15 protein-coding genes are annotated in these 15,331 nt (G+C 50.8%); 8 read left to right on the top strand and 7 right to left on the bottom strand.

Annotation, left to right across the window (positions count from 1 at the left end; all coding sequences use genetic code 11):
• Window positions 1-112: 112 nt before the first annotated feature.
• Both AAF564_20005 and AAF564_20000 read left to right on the top strand, forming a co-directional pair.
• Window positions 113-1,120, top strand: a complete 1,008-nt coding sequence (locus AAF564_20005; protein MEM8487845.1) for an aminoglycoside phosphotransferase family protein — start codon at window positions 113-115, stop codon at window positions 1,118-1,120.
• Between the two features lie 4 nt (window positions 1,121-1,124).
• Window positions 1,125-2,399 carry a phosphopyruvate hydratase gene (locus tag AAF564_20000; GenBank protein ID MEM8487844.1) on the top strand — a complete coding sequence of 425 codons (1,275 nt, stop codon included), beginning with the start codon at window positions 1,125-1,127 and terminating at the stop codon, window positions 2,397-2,399.
• On the opposite strand, the gene uvrC is transcribed toward AAF564_20000, so the two are convergent.
• The 4 genes from uvrC to mce all read right to left on the bottom strand — a co-directional run bounded on the left by uvrC (window position 2,396) and on the right by mce (window position 6,299).
• The gene (uvrC, locus tag AAF564_19995) at window positions 2,396-4,267 is read right to left on the bottom strand and encodes an excinuclease ABC subunit UvrC (GenBank protein ID MEM8487843.1); all 1,872 of its coding nucleotides are present in this window, start codon (window positions 4,265-4,267) and stop codon (window positions 2,396-2,398) included. The genes AAF564_20000 and uvrC overlap by 4 nt on opposite strands.
• Before the next feature lie 110 nt (window positions 4,268-4,377).
• Window positions 4,378-4,767 carry a type II toxin-antitoxin system VapC family toxin gene (locus tag AAF564_19990; protein MEM8487842.1) on the bottom strand — a complete coding sequence of 130 codons (390 nt, stop codon included), beginning with the start codon at window positions 4,765-4,767 and terminating at the stop codon, window positions 4,378-4,380.
• Window positions 4,764-4,979, bottom strand: a complete 216-nt coding sequence (locus AAF564_19985; GenBank protein ID MEM8487841.1) for a hypothetical protein — start codon at window positions 4,977-4,979, stop codon at window positions 4,764-4,766. The genes AAF564_19990 and AAF564_19985 overlap by 4 nt, the downstream gene beginning before the upstream one ends.
• 132 nt (window positions 4,980-5,111) lie before the next feature.
• The gene (gene mce, locus AAF564_19980) at window positions 5,112-6,299 is read right to left on the bottom strand and encodes a methylmalonyl-CoA epimerase (GenBank protein ID MEM8487840.1); all 1,188 of its coding nucleotides are present in this window, start codon (window positions 6,297-6,299) and stop codon (window positions 5,112-5,114) included.
• Between the two features lie 171 nt (window positions 6,300-6,470).
• Here mce and AAF564_19975 point away from each other — a divergent pair, with 171 nt between their 5' ends.
• The 3 genes from AAF564_19975 to AAF564_19965 all read left to right on the top strand — a co-directional run bounded on the left by AAF564_19975 (window position 6,471) and on the right by AAF564_19965 (window position 8,555).
• Window positions 6,471-7,055, top strand: coding sequence for a hypothetical protein (locus AAF564_19975; GenBank protein MEM8487839.1), 585 nt, complete (start codon window positions 6,471-6,473; stop codon window positions 7,053-7,055).
• Between the two features lie 68 nt (window positions 7,056-7,123).
• Window positions 7,124-7,255, top strand: a complete 132-nt coding sequence (locus tag AAF564_19970; protein ID MEM8487838.1) for a hypothetical protein — start codon at window positions 7,124-7,126, stop codon at window positions 7,253-7,255.
• 94 nt (window positions 7,256-7,349) lie between these two features.
• A complete protein-coding gene (locus AAF564_19965) occupies window positions 7,350-8,555 on the top strand; it encodes a sulfite oxidase (GenBank protein ID MEM8487837.1) in 1,206 nt (401 codons plus the stop codon).
• Between the two features lie 8 nt (window positions 8,556-8,563).
• Here AAF564_19965 and AAF564_19960 read toward each other — a convergent pair whose 3' ends face one another.
• Window positions 8,564-9,625, bottom strand: coding sequence for a VOC family protein (locus AAF564_19960; protein MEM8487836.1), 1,062 nt, complete (start codon window positions 9,623-9,625; stop codon window positions 8,564-8,566).
• Window positions 9,626-9,755: 130 nt separating this feature from the next.
• Window positions 9,756-13,106: an aminotransferase class I/II-fold pyridoxal phosphate-dependent enzyme gene (locus AAF564_19955; GenBank protein ID MEM8487835.1), complete on the bottom strand. Its 3,351-nt coding sequence runs from the start codon at window positions 13,104-13,106 to the stop codon at window positions 9,756-9,758.
• A 418-nt stretch (window positions 13,107-13,524) separates the two neighbouring features.
• Between AAF564_19955 and AAF564_19950 the strand changes: the two genes are divergently transcribed.
• Genes AAF564_19950 through AAF564_19940 form a run of 3 tightly spaced genes read left to right on the top strand, consistent with a single transcriptional unit; the run spans window position 13,525 to window position 14,868 of the window.
• Window positions 13,525-14,106 (top strand): sigma-70 family RNA polymerase sigma factor, encoded by a 582-nt coding sequence (locus tag AAF564_19950; GenBank protein MEM8487834.1) that lies wholly within the window; start codon window positions 13,525-13,527, stop codon window positions 14,104-14,106.
• A 14-nt stretch (window positions 14,107-14,120) separates the two neighbouring features.
• On the top strand, window positions 14,121-14,423 hold the full coding sequence (locus tag AAF564_19945) for a hypothetical protein (protein MEM8487833.1): 303 nt from the start codon (window positions 14,121-14,123) through the stop codon (window positions 14,421-14,423).
• A gap of 7 nt (window positions 14,424-14,430) precedes the next feature.
• Window positions 14,431-14,868 carry a hypothetical protein gene (locus AAF564_19940; GenBank protein MEM8487832.1) on the top strand — a complete coding sequence of 146 codons (438 nt, stop codon included), beginning with the start codon at window positions 14,431-14,433 and terminating at the stop codon, window positions 14,866-14,868.
• A gap of 60 nt (window positions 14,869-14,928) precedes the next feature.
• Here AAF564_19940 and AAF564_19935 read toward each other — a convergent pair.
• Window positions 14,929-15,331 (bottom strand): hypothetical protein (locus AAF564_19935; protein ID MEM8487831.1); only part of this gene is annotated, 403 nt, incomplete at its 5' end.

Genomic DNA, 15,331 nt, shown 5'->3' with positions numbered 1-15,331 from the left:
TGTCGAATGCCGATTGTCGAATGCCGATTGTCGAATGCCGATTGTCACGTGAGGCTTACGGTTCGCATCACCTTTGTTATCTGAATCTCCATCTGTGAAGGTGCCAAAGACATTGAACATCGAATCCGGTGCCCAGCTTGTTGATTACCTGCGTACTCGAGGGTATTTGAAAGCCGGCGAGATGCCAGAAGTGACCGTGCTTGCCGGCGGCGTTTCCAATCGAACTGTGCTTGTACAGGTGCCGGGGCAGCAGGGGATGGTCGTCAAACAGGCCCTTGCTAAATTGCGCGTTAAAACGGATTGGTTCAGTGATCCGTCACGCATCTTCAGAGAAGCTGAAGGGATGCGCTTGCTGGCTGATCTGGTGTCACAAGGCACAGTGCCGGCGCTGCTCTTTGAAGACCGCGCCCATCACGTGCTGGGCATGGAAGCCATCGCGATGCCTCATACCAACTGGAAAACAGACCTGCTTGCGGGTACGATCAATTTGGATATTGTGCAGCAGTTTGGACGTAGTCTTGCCGCTATTCACGCATTCAGTCCGGCAGATTATCCCGTTGATGGGGTGCTCCGGGGCCTTGGTTTTTTTGACTCGTTGCGCCTGGATCCATATTACAGATACACTGCGTCGCAGGTACCTGAAGCAGCAACGTTCCTGCATCAACTCGTTGCTGACACGCAGAAGCACCAGGTTACCCTGGTGCACGGCGACTACAGTCCGAAAAACGTTTTGATACGAAATGGGCAGATGGTATTACTGGATCATGAAGTTATTCATCTCGGCGATCCTGCTTTTGATGTCGGGTTTTCAATGACGCATTTGCTCAGTAAAATGCACCACATGCCGGCACACCGTTCGCAGTTGCGCGAAGCTGCGGCGCACTATTGGCAGCAATATGCTGCTGAAGCCCGTAACCATTTCTGGTTTGCGAGCAGTGAAACCCGTGCTGTTCGTCATACCCTGGCCTGTATGCTTGCCCGTGTAGCCGGTAAATCAACTTTGGAATACCTGGATGCTGCAACACGGCGCAGACAACAGCATTTGATGTGCGATATGCTGCATCATCCGCCACCAACGATGGCCGATTTAATCCATTCGTTTGCTCAACTAATTGCCTGAATCCATGTCTCGAGTAAGTACAGTACGCGCCTGGGAAATTCTTGATAGCCGTGGCCGGCCAACTTTGATGGCTGGTTGCCAATTGGCTTCCGGTCGTACGGGTACAGCTTCCATCCCTTCCGGGGCTTCAAGCGGAAAAGCAGAAGCACATGAATTGCGTGATGGAGATCCGCAGCGGTATGGCGGACTTGGCTGCCGGCAAGCTGTTGCGCATGTAAACGGCGAGATTGCCCAGGCGTTGAGTAACCAGCTTTTTGCAGACCAGGATGCATTTGATATTACGCTGCGCATGCTTGATGGTACACCAAACAAGGCGCGACTGGGCGCCAATGCCATCCTTGCCGTGTCGCTTGCTTACAGCAGGGCGTGTGCAGCAGAAGCCGGACTTCCGCTGTACGCTTACTATGCCCGCGAAATGGGCAACGACTCGCTTCAGATTCCCCGGCCCACCATCAATCTGTTCAGTGGGGGATTACATGCCGGCGGCCAGGTGCCAATTCAGGATGTGCTTGTTGTACCAGCAGCAGCTGCTAATATGGATGAAGCACTGTCCATGACTTATGCTGTGTACTACGCTGCGGCTGGCATCGCCGAAGAACGATACAGGTATCGCCTGTTACGCGCTGACGAAGGAGGATTGGCACCAGCTTTTGCTAATGCAGATGAAATGCTGGCTGTAGCAGTTGAAGCTATCAAAGCTGCTGGCTATCGGCCGGGTGAAGACGTGATGCTGGCTGTAGATGTAGCTGCAAGCCATTTTTATCGTGACGGAGGCTACTGGCTAAGCGACACGCCAATTGACAGCAAGGCTATGGTTGACGTAGTTGCCGGCTGGGTCGAAAAGTATCCCATTGTAAGTGTTGAAGATGGGCTCGCTGAAGAAGACTGGGACCACTGGCCGGCGCTGAAGGCGAAAATTGTCGGCAATGCCCTGGTCTTGGGAGACGACCTGCTCTGCACAAACCCTGATCGTATCGAAAAGGCCCTGGCAATGGATGCCGCAGATGCCCTTCTGCTCAAGGTAAATCAGATTGGCACCCTCTCAGAAGCTGCTGATGCCTGCAGGATAGCGAAACAAGCGGGATGGAAAGTAACGGTTAGCGCCCGGAGTGGAGAAACTGAAGATGACTGGCTGGCGGATCTGGCGATTGGCTGGGGGGGGCATCAGATTAAAGTAGGGGCCATTACCCAGTCGGAGCGACTCTCAAAATATAATCGATTGTTGATTGTTGAAGCGCAAGCAGGTTTGCCAATGGAAAGCTGGCCCAACGTGGATTAATCCGTTTCGCTTTTGTTTGCTTCAGGGGCATTGAAATGTGCTACCACTTTACCGGCAACAGAAGGACCAACAAGTTGCTTGAGTTCTTCCAAAGGCGCTTCTTTTACCCGTTTTACAGAGCCAAAATGCTTCAAGAGCTTGCGGGCTGTTTTTTCGCCAACGCCAGGGATATCGTGTAATTCAGAGTGTAAGGTAGACTTCGCCCGCTGCTTGCGCTGAAAGGTAATGGCAAAACGGTGGGCTTCATTCCTGATTCGCTGCAGCAATTGCAATGACGCACTGGTTTTAGCGATTTGCATACTCTCCTGATCTCCCGGAAAGAAGACCTCTTCGAGCCTTTTGGCGAGGCCGACAACCGGGAATTTGCCGTAGACATCTACTGATCTAAGCGCGGTGACGGCACTGGAGAGCTGTCCTTTGCCGCCATCAATAACCACAAGGTCAGGCCAGGGACCGTTTTCTTCCAGCAACTTTTTGTACCGCCGGCTAATTACCTCGCGCATGGATTCAAAGTCGTCCGGTTTGCCTTCCACACTTCTGATTTTGTAGGTGCGGTACGCGCTCTTTTTCGGGCGGCCATCTTCAAACACGACACAAGATGCTACGGTACCCGTGCCGGCGAGATGGGAGATATCAAAACATTCGATATGACGTGGCAAAGCCTTGAGGTAGAGGTCGGATTGCAGTGTTTTGACTGCATGCGGGATACGGCCTTCTTCCTGCTTTTCTTTTTCTAACCGATACTCGTCCATTAACAGTTTTGCATTGGCTTGTACCAATCGCAGCAACCCCGCTTTATCCCCGCGCTCGGGCACTTTGAGTACCGTCTTCTTGCCTCTTTTCTCGGTCAGTAATTCTTCCAGCGGTTCTCGCGAGGGAGGCATGATGGCCAGTAATACTTCTTCGGGGAAGAAGTTGGCTTCTGTGTAATAATTTTCGAGGAAGCGCTGCATCAGGTCTGCTTCTTCGACACCCTCGACTGGCTTCATATATTTATACTGCCGGCCAATCACTTTACCTTCGCGGACTTTGAACATGGTCCCGCAGGCCGTATCTATTTCGCGGTTTATCGAAATGGCAAACAAGTCCCGGTCGACAAAGTCTTGCGCTACAATGCGTTGCTTTTCGGAATACTTTTTTACAGCTTTAATCTGATCGCGCATGGCAGCTGCTTCTTCGAACTTCATGTCCGCCGCCAGCTGTTTCATTTCATCTTCCAGCAGTGAAGTTAATTCGCGGGTATGGCCATTTAACAGTTGCTCAACTTGTTTGATGGTCTGGTTGTACGACGCCTCGTCTTGATACCCCACGCAGGGGCCGGCGCATTTGTTGATGTGGTATTCGAGGCAGACCTGGTATTTGCCGGCAGCAATGGGCTCTGGTCGCAAATTAAGGCTGCAGGTGCGAATTTTGAAAATCATCCGAATCGTCTGCAGCATCAGTTTCATCGTTTTGACATCCGTATAGGGGCCAAAATATTTTGAGCCATCACGTTGCACCCGGCGGGTTGGGAAGATCCGCGGCATGGGCTCGTTTTTGATGCAGATAAAGGGATAAGCTTTGTCGTCGCGGAGCCGCACGTTGTAGCGCGGCTTGAGCTTTTTGATCAGGTTGTTCTCGAGGATCAGGGCTTCTGCTTCCGTGTCGGTAACAATGAGCTCTATATCCCTGATCTTGCTGATGAGAATGGCAATGCGGCCTTCGCGCGGCCGGCCTTCCTGGAAATACGAGCGTACCCTGTTGCGCAGGTTTTTGGCCTTGCCCACGTAGATCACTTTGCCTTTTTCATCCTTGTGCTGGTATACACCAGGTTGGGCCGGCAAATTGGCCAGTTTGTTCTTTAACGTTGTGTTATCCGTAGTTGCCAAAACGTGCGGGTAGCAAGATTCATCGCGTGCTTTTTGCTACCCGCAGCCCTCAAAATGGTTGCGTCGTGAAGTTATGTTGCTCGTTTCGAAATTGCTGTATGTTACAAGCACTACCAGATTGTCTGGACTGCATATTTGCTGATTTTATCGTCGGGCGTTAGCAGAGGGATATTTCGTGCTATCGCCTGACAGATTAGCATGCGATCAAATGGATCTTTGTGATGAAAGGGTAGACCAGCATGTAGGAATGCATCTTCTTCTTCAAACGGCACAGTGTCGATAAGATGTAAGGATCTAAATTGCCTTATAAAGGACGGTGGATCTACTGTCAGCGCCAAATTCCCCATTCTAAACTTCAACTCGATCTCCCATACGGACACAGGGCTCAACAACATCGAATTTCTAATATCCTGGCAGATTTCGCGTGCCCGATCAGAGAGTGCTTCCGGCTCGAGGTTGAGCCATAAGAACGTGCAGGTGTCAAGGAGGTAAGTGCTCACTCTGAATCGTCTAATGCACCACCATACCATTGTTGTAATGCTTCAGTAGGCAGCGTTTTGTTGAAATCTGGGTGTACGTTCCCCATTCCTTTGGCTAAACCCAACGGGCGATTGCCTTGCGCAAGACTGAGCATCAATTGTGCAATGCGATCTTGATTTTCAGGAGAAAGTTTTTGAACTACACCTATAGCGGTTTGAAGTAATTGAGTCATAGATGAACCTCCTTCCATGATTGACTTGCTGGTAGTATAACGCAAGGCCTTTTCCGAAGTTGTGCGAAGAATTTAAAGTGCAGCTATAAACACTTTGAAGAAACAGATATCCGGTGAACGAACAAGGTTATTTTACGACCTTACAATAGCCTGTCCAAAATGCCGGCGTAGGAGGGGTACAAACAAGTCCAGGTTCACATTCTGAAGTGCATGCCGTTTCCCGGGTATAATTGCCAGGTTGCTGTTTGCCAGCATTTTATGCAATCCCACGGGAGAGTCTACAGAAAACAAATCGTCTTCGTCTACGGCACTTACCAGGGTAGGTGTTGTGACATCACGTACGTGGGTGTATGCTGCATCGAACGTCGGGATTTGTAAGGTATACTGTTTGGTGCGCTCGAAAAGTGAGGCCCAGTTGTCCTCTCCGTGCATTTGTTCCAGGTAACGTGCCAGATCAGGACTGGCCTGCTTGATGCCTTCGTAATCCAGTCTGGTCAACATCGTCTCAACCAGCGCTTCATCCCAAAATACATGGGTGGCGTGCACCGCAAGCCGGCGTACCCGGTCCGGGTTTGCGTGGGCATAGGAGAGGGCCACAAACCCGCCGAGCGAAAAGCCAAAGAGGTTGGCTTCAGCGAGTTCGAAGTAGTCAAAAATGGTTGCCACATTGTCTATGAAGAGGGCCGGCGTAAAGTCCTGGTTGGGCAGGGGATCAGATTGACCGTGGGCTGTGAAGTCGACTGTGTAAATGCGGTAGTGTTTGCTGAGCCGGCGCGCGAGCGGCTCAAGCTCCATCGCCAAACAACCAGCAGCGCCATGCAAAAGCACGAGCGGAGGATTTTTTTTGTCCCCAAGCGCGTACGCGGCAAGATGGCCTTCGCGAAACGGGACCTTTACCGGTTCAATCGTTTCACGCTGCGATTGGCAAAACTCGATGAGCATGCCGTGGGTTTGTTTTGGGTGGACAAAGAATATCTTTTTGCCATCCGCTCCGTCGCTGGGGCCGTCCCCGATCAGTTGAAATCCCTGCTTTTCTAATTTTCGCCAGGCAGATTTGATGTTTCCAACTTCAAATGCAAGATGGTGTATGCCGGCCTTGTGCCGCTCAAGATACCTGGCAATGGGGGAGTCGGGTGTGGTCGCCTCAAGGAGCTCAATTTTGGCCGTGTCGCCGGCAGCGATAAAATGGGTTCTCACGCCCTGGGAGGCGACGGTTTCACTTTTGTATGGCGTTGCATGCAGCATCTGCTGGAAGAGGTCCAGAACGTCCTGTACATTATCAACGGCAATACCGACATGGTCTAGATGAAAACTGGACATATACTAATAATTACTTGATGTAAAGTAGTAGCAGTGATTATTACTGCGGCCCAGCGCAACTTATGAGGCCATATTCCCTACTACAACACGAAAAGAAGTGGTATACTAAATAGTGTATCGTTCCGTTTTATTATTAAGTACCATAAGAGATCACCCAAACACAGCGAATTAATGTGCTATTCAATCAACTTCTCGTCACGCGTTAAGTCAGTAGGTTGCGGCCTGCTGCTCAGCATGTTTTTGTTGCCATCCATGCAGCTTACGGCACAAACTACACCACAGCCCCCACCGCCACCAAAGCCGATGCCTTATGACAAGGAGCCGGCAGCTGATGCAGAGATTAAAGCAGTGCGTCAGGTAATCGACAACTTGTTCGATGGTATGCGTGCTGGCGATGCAGACATGGTGGCTTCTGTTTTTGCTGAGGGTGCATCTCTGCATCGCGCTGGTGTTGACCGGGAAGGTAAACCGCGTTTGGGCAATACGCCGGTTTCAGCATTTGTAGAAGCCGTAGGAAGGCCTACGGATAAAGTATGGGACGAACGCATATGGAATGTCGATATCAAAGTAGATGACCGCCTTGCCTCAGCGTGGATGAACTTTGCGTTCTATCTTGGCGATACTTTCAGTCATTGCGGCGTTAATTCTGTGCAATTTTTTAAAGGAGCAGATGGCTGGAAAATGATTTCACTGGCGGATACGAATCACCGTGACACCTGTGAGATTCCGGAACACGTGAAATCCGCGGGGAATTGAGGGTATCCATTTTTATGAAGATCACCCGGATCCGCAGCGATATTCCCAGTATCAACAGTTGACGAGTAATGGAGACCGAAGATAGAACCTATACAGGGCCATCCGAAGACAATTATGCCGGCTGGAACTGCCTGCTCACCATTCTTGGCGTCAACCTGATGATGTTTATCCTTGCCACCTATATGGCGCAATGCTGGTAGATCTGTAACGGGCTAAAGTGTGCTGGTTTCTGGCTGACTTGTTTTCTATTTTTGGTCAGCTGCAAACCCGTTCATTTTAGCCCGTTTTGTATTCATGACCAACCCCGAAGCCGATCCCGCTGTTGGGCTACATCAGCAAAAACAATCTCGCAGATCCTTTCTCAAAGTTGCCGGCGCCGGAAGCGCGCTGATCCTCGGGCAGGGCTGTGAGCCGGCTGATGATTCCCCGGAAGATGAGGCATTCCCTCCGGCTTTTTTTAAAGACACCTCTCCGTTTATACAACACGGCACCAACAACCTCGAAGCAAAAATCGAAAATCTTGGCGGATTTATCACCCCCAATGATCAGTTTTTTGTCCGTAATAACTCCCAGAGCATCGCTATTGCCCCAGCAGACTACAACTTGCAAGTAGGCGGTGAAGGGGTTGCCGATGCTTTAAGTTTTTCGCTTGATGAAATCAAAAATATGCCGAGTAGATCGGTGTATGCGTATATCGAATGTGGTGGGAATCAGCGTGCATTTTTTGGCTCTGCCATGGGGCAGCCGGCACGGGGCACACAGTGGACAAGAGGAGGCGTTGGGATGGCGATTTGGACGGGGGTACCGCTCCGTGAAGTCTTGCAACGCGCCGGTATTAAGCCGGAAGCTGTGGACGTTCAGCTTATAGGACTCGACCAGGAATCTCCTGAAGGTGGCTTTCGCCGCCCCTTGCCTGTTGCCAAGGCGCTCGACCCGGATACCATTCTGGCTTACCAGATGAACGGCGCGCCGTTACCTCAAGACCATGGATTTCCGCTTCGAGCTATCGTGCCTGGTTGGGTCGGTAGTGCAAACATCAAATGGCTGGGCAATATTGTGGTTACAACGGAGCGGGTGTGGAGCCGGAATAACACCACGTCATACGTATTGATCGGAGACGATTATCCGGCTGAAGGTAAGTCAAAAGGAAGAGTCGCTACTAGCCAGTCTATCAAGAGCACGCTCATTTTGCCCTGGCCCGCTGATTTAAAGGCAGGGCACCACATGATTCGCGGGTATGCTTATTCCCCGCATGCACCTGTTGCATCTGTAAAGTGGCGTACAGGAGAAGGAGCCTGGCAGGAAGCGCAGTTTATTGATCCGCCCATCAAGTATGCGTGGCGTCGTTTTGAGTTTTTGTGGGATGCGCCGGCTGGAAGCCATATGCTAAGTACGGTTGCAACAGACGAAGCCGGCAACACACAACCAGACGCCATTCCACACAATGAGAAAGGGTATCTGTACAACGTGCCCCTGGAGCATCCTGTAACAGTAACCTGATTTCTGTGTTATTCTTTAACCCGGCTGAAGCGCAGTGCTTTTAGCATCCAGTTGGGCAGGGGCTTTTCCGGGTCGCGGTCTTTCAGGTTGAGGTACCATCCCCATTTTTTCATGATGGGCATTTTGTGCGCTTCCACAAACTCGATGAGGGTGCCATCGGGGTCCTCGATATAGCTGAATCGTCCGCTTGCTTCACCCATATCAAAGGTATTCATGCTATCAACCGTGAAGTTGAAGCCTTTCTCCTGGCACGCCTTTTCGAGCGCATCCATTCCGCGGACGTCAAAGCAGAGGTGAATAAAGCCCAGGTCTCCCCAGAAACGGTCTTTGAATATGGGTTTCGGTACGCGGTCGTATACTTTGACGAGCTCCAGTTCGCTTGCCCCCAGAAGTCGGCTAAATCCGCCTTTTCGCGGCTTACTATGTCGTAGTAAAACACGACGAACCTTAACAGGGGTACCGTTTGATACGCCAGCTAGATCGTCAAACGTACCCGATTCATCGTACACCACTTCGTCGTACCCGAGCAAGTCACTGTAGAGCGTTCTTGCGCGATCGATATCAGAAACGCCAATCATGCAACCTGATGGCCCGCCTGTGTGATGTTGGGGGGGCGTAAACCAGCTGGTACCGGGTACAACCTGATAAATCAGGCCGTAGGGATCTTCAACAAAAAAATGAGACTGGCCGGCGGGGTCGCGAACCAGTTCACTCAGTAATTTGACGGGTTGCGCTTTAAACCATGTATAGGCAGCTTCAACATCATTACTTTTGATACGGGTGATGTAAATGCCATAATCACCGAGCTCTGTTTTTACCGTTGGGGGAGCCGTTTGCCGGCTTGTGTATTGCCAGATCTCCATCCCGGCACCGCCGGCCATATTCAGCGCCATTACGGCATGCCGGCTTTGCACGACACCGCCTGTATAAGGCGTCATGAGGCCGGCTTCTGCTTGCTCTTCAAACACAGGGACATCCATGCCGAAGTGTTTACGGTGCCAGGCCCACGCTTTGTGGACCTCAGGAATGCCAACGCCAATCTGTTGGATGCCGCTAATTATGAAGCTCATGGGATAAGATCAGTTGTGCATGGCACGGCATACAAAACAGCCGGTGCCTCGGGTGATACTGTACACCCGAGGCCCGTCAATTAAAAAAATATATCGCTGTTTTCAGGCCGCGCCGAAGACACGTCGAGGATTACTTAGTGGGTTCGACCAGGTCTCCGGTAACAGGAGTATTGGTTTCGTTGGTGTTCAGGTTCAACTGATCACGCATTTTTTTGAATGCATCCAGTGTGATGTCAATGTCTTCATCGGTGTGGGAGGCCGAAGAAGTCAACCTGAACAGCACAACACCGCGGGGTACTACGGGGTAGGTCACCGCAGAAACGAATATACCATATTCTGTACGTAGAAGCCGCATTGCACGCGTTGCGGTCTCTTCATCACCAGCCGGCACATATACCGGGGTGATGGGCGACTGGGTGTCGCCGATGTTGAAGCCGAGCGCGCTCAATCCTTCCTGGAGCCTGCGTGCTACGTGCCACATCCGGTTACGGTATTCATCGCCGTTCTCAATGAAGTCCAGCGTGGTCAACATCGTTTCCACGTAGGGTAGGGGCAGACTCTTGGCGAAGATGTTGGTTCTTGCGTTGTATTTGATGTAATCGATTACCTTGTCGTCACCAGCGGTTACGCCGCCAATGCCGGCAAATGATTTTGCAAAGGTGCCGAAGTACAGATCAATTTTATCCTGCACACCAAGGAATTCGCCAACGCCGGCGCCTGTAGGGCCCATCACACCAAAGCCGTGTGCATCATCTACAAACAGGCGTGCATTGTACTTCTCTTTGAGCACGCAGATTTCGTCCAACTTGCCAATATCTCCTGTCATCCCGAATACGCCTTCGGTGATAATCAGGACACCGCCTTTGCGATTTTCGTTGGCTGCCTTGAGTTGTTTCTCGAGGCTCTCCATGTCGTTGTGGCGGAAGACACGGAACTGCTTCCCGCCAGATGCAATCAGCGCACCATCTACAATACAGGCATGGGAGAGGCTGTCTATGATGATGGTGTCGTTACCATCTGTCACTGCGTCGATGGTACCCATCACGCCCATGTAACCAAAGTTGAAGACGATGGAAGCCTCTTTGTGCAGGTACGAAGCCAGCCGGCGCTCCAATTCGAGGTGGCGATCGGTGTTACCCGTGAGCATCCTGGAGCCCATTGGGGACCACAGCCCGTGTTTTTGTACGGATTCCATGGCGGTCTTGTGAATCCGCTCTTCGCCGATGAGACCAAGATAGTTGTTGATCGACCAGACAATTACGTCGCGGCCCTGGAATTTCATCCGGGGTGCCGGCGTACCCTCGAGTTTAGGTTGGGTAAAGTAGTTGTCTTTCTGCAGTCGGTATTTACCAAAGTATCCGCCTTCTTCGTCACACTTCTCGAACAGGTCTTTGATAACCACTTCTGTTTTGGGTGCTTCTTCCAACTCACTTGCTGCAGAGAACTGATAAGAAAGCTTGCCCGCAAGCTCAACGACACTCATGTCATTCAGCGCTTCATCCATGGGGACGGATACCTTGAGGTGGCGTTCGATTTCCAGTTTGAGCTCGATGGTGTCAAGCGAGTCCATACCGAGCGTGCTGAGTGACTGTTTGGGGTCAACGTCAGACACGTTCATTTTGAGGGCTTTCGAAACCAGCTGTTGCAGGAAAAACGATACGAGTGTTTTCCGTTCTGCAACAGGGAGCGCTGCGAGTGCGCCCCGGTCGAGGAATGCTTCCGCTGCGTCTGAATCGTCGCTGTCTACAAATTCAAGCGTGTTGCTGTCTACAGCCTTCAAGGTATCGGTGAGGTATCCGACTTTACAGGCATGTCGCTGGATTTTGCCGCTAGACGTTTTGGGAATGCTCTTCGGCTTGAGCAGTACAACCGCATTTACTTGCAGTTCATGTTTTTCTGAGACTGCTTTGCGAATGGCTTTAATTACAGCGTCTGCGTCCAGACCTTTCATGTGTACACGGCGCACTTCAATGGCAATGCCAAGGCGCTCGGCTCCGTCACTATCGAAAGAAAAGGCAGCACAAGCACCTTGTTCAAGGGCTTCATGGCTTGACTCAACCGTATACTCGATATCCTGCGGGTAGTGGTTGCGACCGCGGATGATGATGAGGTCTTTCAGCCGGCCTGTTACATACAGCTGCCCGTCGCTAACGAAGCCAAGGTCGCCTGTACGAAGGAAAGTTTGCCCGTTGGCATTTTTAATGGATGCGTTGAACGTCCGTGCTGTAACAGATTCTCGTCCCCAGTAGCCTTTGGCTACGCTTTTACCGGATACCCAGATTTCCCCGACCGTGCCGTCCTGGCAAAGCGTCTGGGCTTCTGGGTCTACAATTTTGATGGTCTGGTTTTCCCAGGGCACACCACAGCTAACCAGCGCCCGCACGTCATCGCCTTCGCCGGCAGCTTCCACAACGTTTTGCTCGAGTGAAGCCGCTTTAACTTCTTTTACGCGGATAGCGGAGTTCTTTTTGTTGGAAGCTACAAACAGGGTGCCCTCTGCCAGGCCGTAGCAAGGGTTGAAGTCTTCCATGCTGAAGCCGGCTTTGCCAAAGCGGTCGGTAAACCGCTTCAAGGTTTCCGGATGTACCGGCTCAGCACCGTTAAAGGCAAGATTCCAGGTAGACAGGTCGAGGCCGGCCAACTGTTCATCTGAGATTTTGCGCGCACAAAGATCGTAAGCGAAATTCGGGCCGCCACTGATGGTTGCACCATACTTGGAAATTGCCTCGAGCCAACGTACGGGCTTCTGCAGGAATGCAACCGGTGCCATCAGATAGCATGGGTAGCCCAGGAAAAGGGGGTTGAGCACATTGCCGATCAGGCCCATATCATGATAGAGCGGGAGCCAGCCTACAACGGTGGATTCGCTATGGGTGCCAAATGCGTCGGCAATCTGCAACTCATTGTGCAAGAGGTTGCCGTGGCTAACCATCACCCCTTTGGGCGATCCGGTTGAGCCTGAGGTATATTGGAGAAACGCGAGTGAGTCGCTGTTTACATCGGGTTCTGCCCAAACAGCAGCTGCATCAAGGGGCAGTTCATCGGTAGCGATGATGTCGAGGTCTGAAAGTTCTGGTGTTTCGGAGAAGCGGCGCTCAATATCGTTGCCAATCTGACGCGTCGTCAGGGTAAATTTGGCATTTGCGTCAGAGACGATACCGGTAATGCGCTCCATAGAGCGGTTTTTGCGGGGTGGGTAAGCCGGTACGGCAATAACGCCGGCATAGAGGCATCCAAAAAAGGATGCAATGTATTCAAGACCAGCCTGATACAGCAAAAGGGCCCGTTCGCCGGTGCCATTTTGTGCAAGCAGGTGCGCAGCGATAGCACGCGCTTTGGTATCCAGTTCTGCATAAGTGAGTTGCTCAGCGATTTCCTCACCATCTTTCAGAAAAGTGTACGCCAGTTTGTCTGACTGGTTGGTCGCTCGCCAACGGAGTATATCTATAAGCGTTTGCGCACCAGATGCTGCTTTGTTCATTGGTTTATTTATCGACACGGTTGGAATATTCGAACAGGTAAGAGAAGATGGCCGATCCCGATTTGCTGACGGAGTGAGCACGGGGTGGTGAATCGGGAACAGCTTTTCAATTAGTATGCTTCGTCTCTACGCACTGGATCTTTATATCATAATCCAGCTTCTCTATAACCCTGAATATAACTATATCGATTCGATTTAGACTACCTCTTCACCCTTTCTATGCAATAAGCAGGATGCAAGTCCTTTAAAAACATATGTTTATACTGTCTTGAATTATTCTAGAAGCAAAAAAAATTGATGGACTACTAACTTTTTGGGCATTAGAGGTATCTATATAGGAGAAGTAGGTTACAGCAGGAGAAGTGGTGGGTTGAATAACCAATTGCTTTTTGCTGAACCTGTGTTCCAGATTGCTTGAATGGAAAACGACAAGGAGGCAATACAAGACGAGGTGCTCGTTGTAGCAGCGATTCTGGGTGATTTGCAAGCATTTGACGAGCTGGTAAGGCGATATCGGCAACCGGTGATCCGGCTGGCCACATCGATCGCCGGCCAGGCAGATGCAGACGATATCGCGCAGGATGCATGGCTGCTTGCCTTTAAGTCACTGCCAGGAATTGATAACCCTGAGAAATTTGCTTCCTGGCTTATGGTGATCACCAGGCACCGTGCACTGCGACATCGTCAAAAAACGCGTGTGCAACGCGCGAGGCAAATGCCGATGGATGTTTACCTGCTCGAGCAATTCAGCGCAATTACAATGCCTGCAGTACAATCTGATGAAGATGAGCGCATCAGTCTAGCACTCGATGCACTGCCGGCAGACTACAGCATGGTAATGAAGATGCGATTCTTTGATGCCATCCCGTTGAAGAAAATTGCCTCGTTTCTGGATGTACCGCTTTCAACCGTTAAATGGCGCATTTATAAAGGAAAGGCGCTCCTGCTTGAAGAAATCAAAAGATTGGACAAGGCTGACGAAGCATGGAGAAATCGATAAAAAAATTGGTGTATATGCTGCATCAGATAATGAACGATGCCGGCTTCGCCCTGCTACACAATGAGGGCGAGGAGACGCGTCTGTTTTGCGTAGCACAGTACAACAACATCCGCTCGCGTCTCGTGGAACTGGATGTCGATCTGGGGGCCAAGTTTAAGCCGCTTTCGAATAAAGCTTCAGTAGGCATGGTCAGGGTGGCCGCACGAGATATGGCAGGGCAGTTGATCGAGTACTTGCAAAACAGACAAAACTGGTCATCTATGGCGCTGCTGCCTGGTATGATGTGGTTTTTCTCGGGAATTGAACAAAACGGATAACGTAGCTATGGAAAAGGAGCAAGAAATTGCAAAGTTGGTCAACGTCCTGCGCAAAACATCGCGGATGGCGCAACAATCGAGTTGGTCTGGCAGTGAAGAAGAAACACGCGCGTACACCGTTGCTCAATACAACCGGGTGCTATCGCGCCTATCAGAGCTGGATGATACCGTAAACACTGTATTTCAGCCGCTGGCAGACGATGATGCGCTCTCGGTCGTTGCCATGGCATGCCGACAACTGGCTGCCTACTTCGAAGATGAAATCAAGCACGCCGGCTCTCCCTGGGGTAAAATCTATGGTGCTGCCTTCGACAACGACTCGTTCAAAGAATTCTGGAAAGACTCCGCCAAAGAGATAGAGGACCTGGGCGAGTTCATCCGCGAAAACATTGAAACCTGGGCAAACAACAGAAAATCTGCTTCAGAAAACGAATCTACATCATGACGAAGCGTTTAGACTCGTCGGCGCAAAGCTCATAACTGTATTTGACTGGGGGGCTTGTAATTAATTTAAGAGCAGGCGTAAATCATTAATCTTTTTAGTGAAAATATTTTTCGGTGATTCATACAAAAAGTCTATTGCCAGGACCACGATGTATGTATCCGTCTCTTTAGTCATCCAGTATGCACGCGGCGGTTGTACATCTGGTTTTATGTCTCGATACGGGAAGGACAACCCTCGCGAATATGGGCCATCTGGAGCAAAGAACTGAGATCTGGTAGGGTCACCGAACGACGAATTGTCTCCCTGCTTATATGTCGCTGATCGCCACCAAAATCGGTTTCGCATCTCATATGGTTCCCGCATGGTTTTTTTCCAGTTATACGCCGGATACCTGAACATGATATTATGCTGGTCGGTATCATCGTCCGTTTTTCCTGAAAAACCAATAAAGAGTAAGTTCGGG

It is taken from the genome of Bacteroidota bacterium (assembly GCA_039111535.1).
Classification (GTDB): Bacteria; Bacteroidota; Rhodothermia; order Rhodothermales; family JAHQVL01; genus JBCCIM01.
The sequence above is the reverse complement of the archived record's forward strand: the minus strand, read 5'-3'. Positions and strand labels throughout refer to the sequence as shown.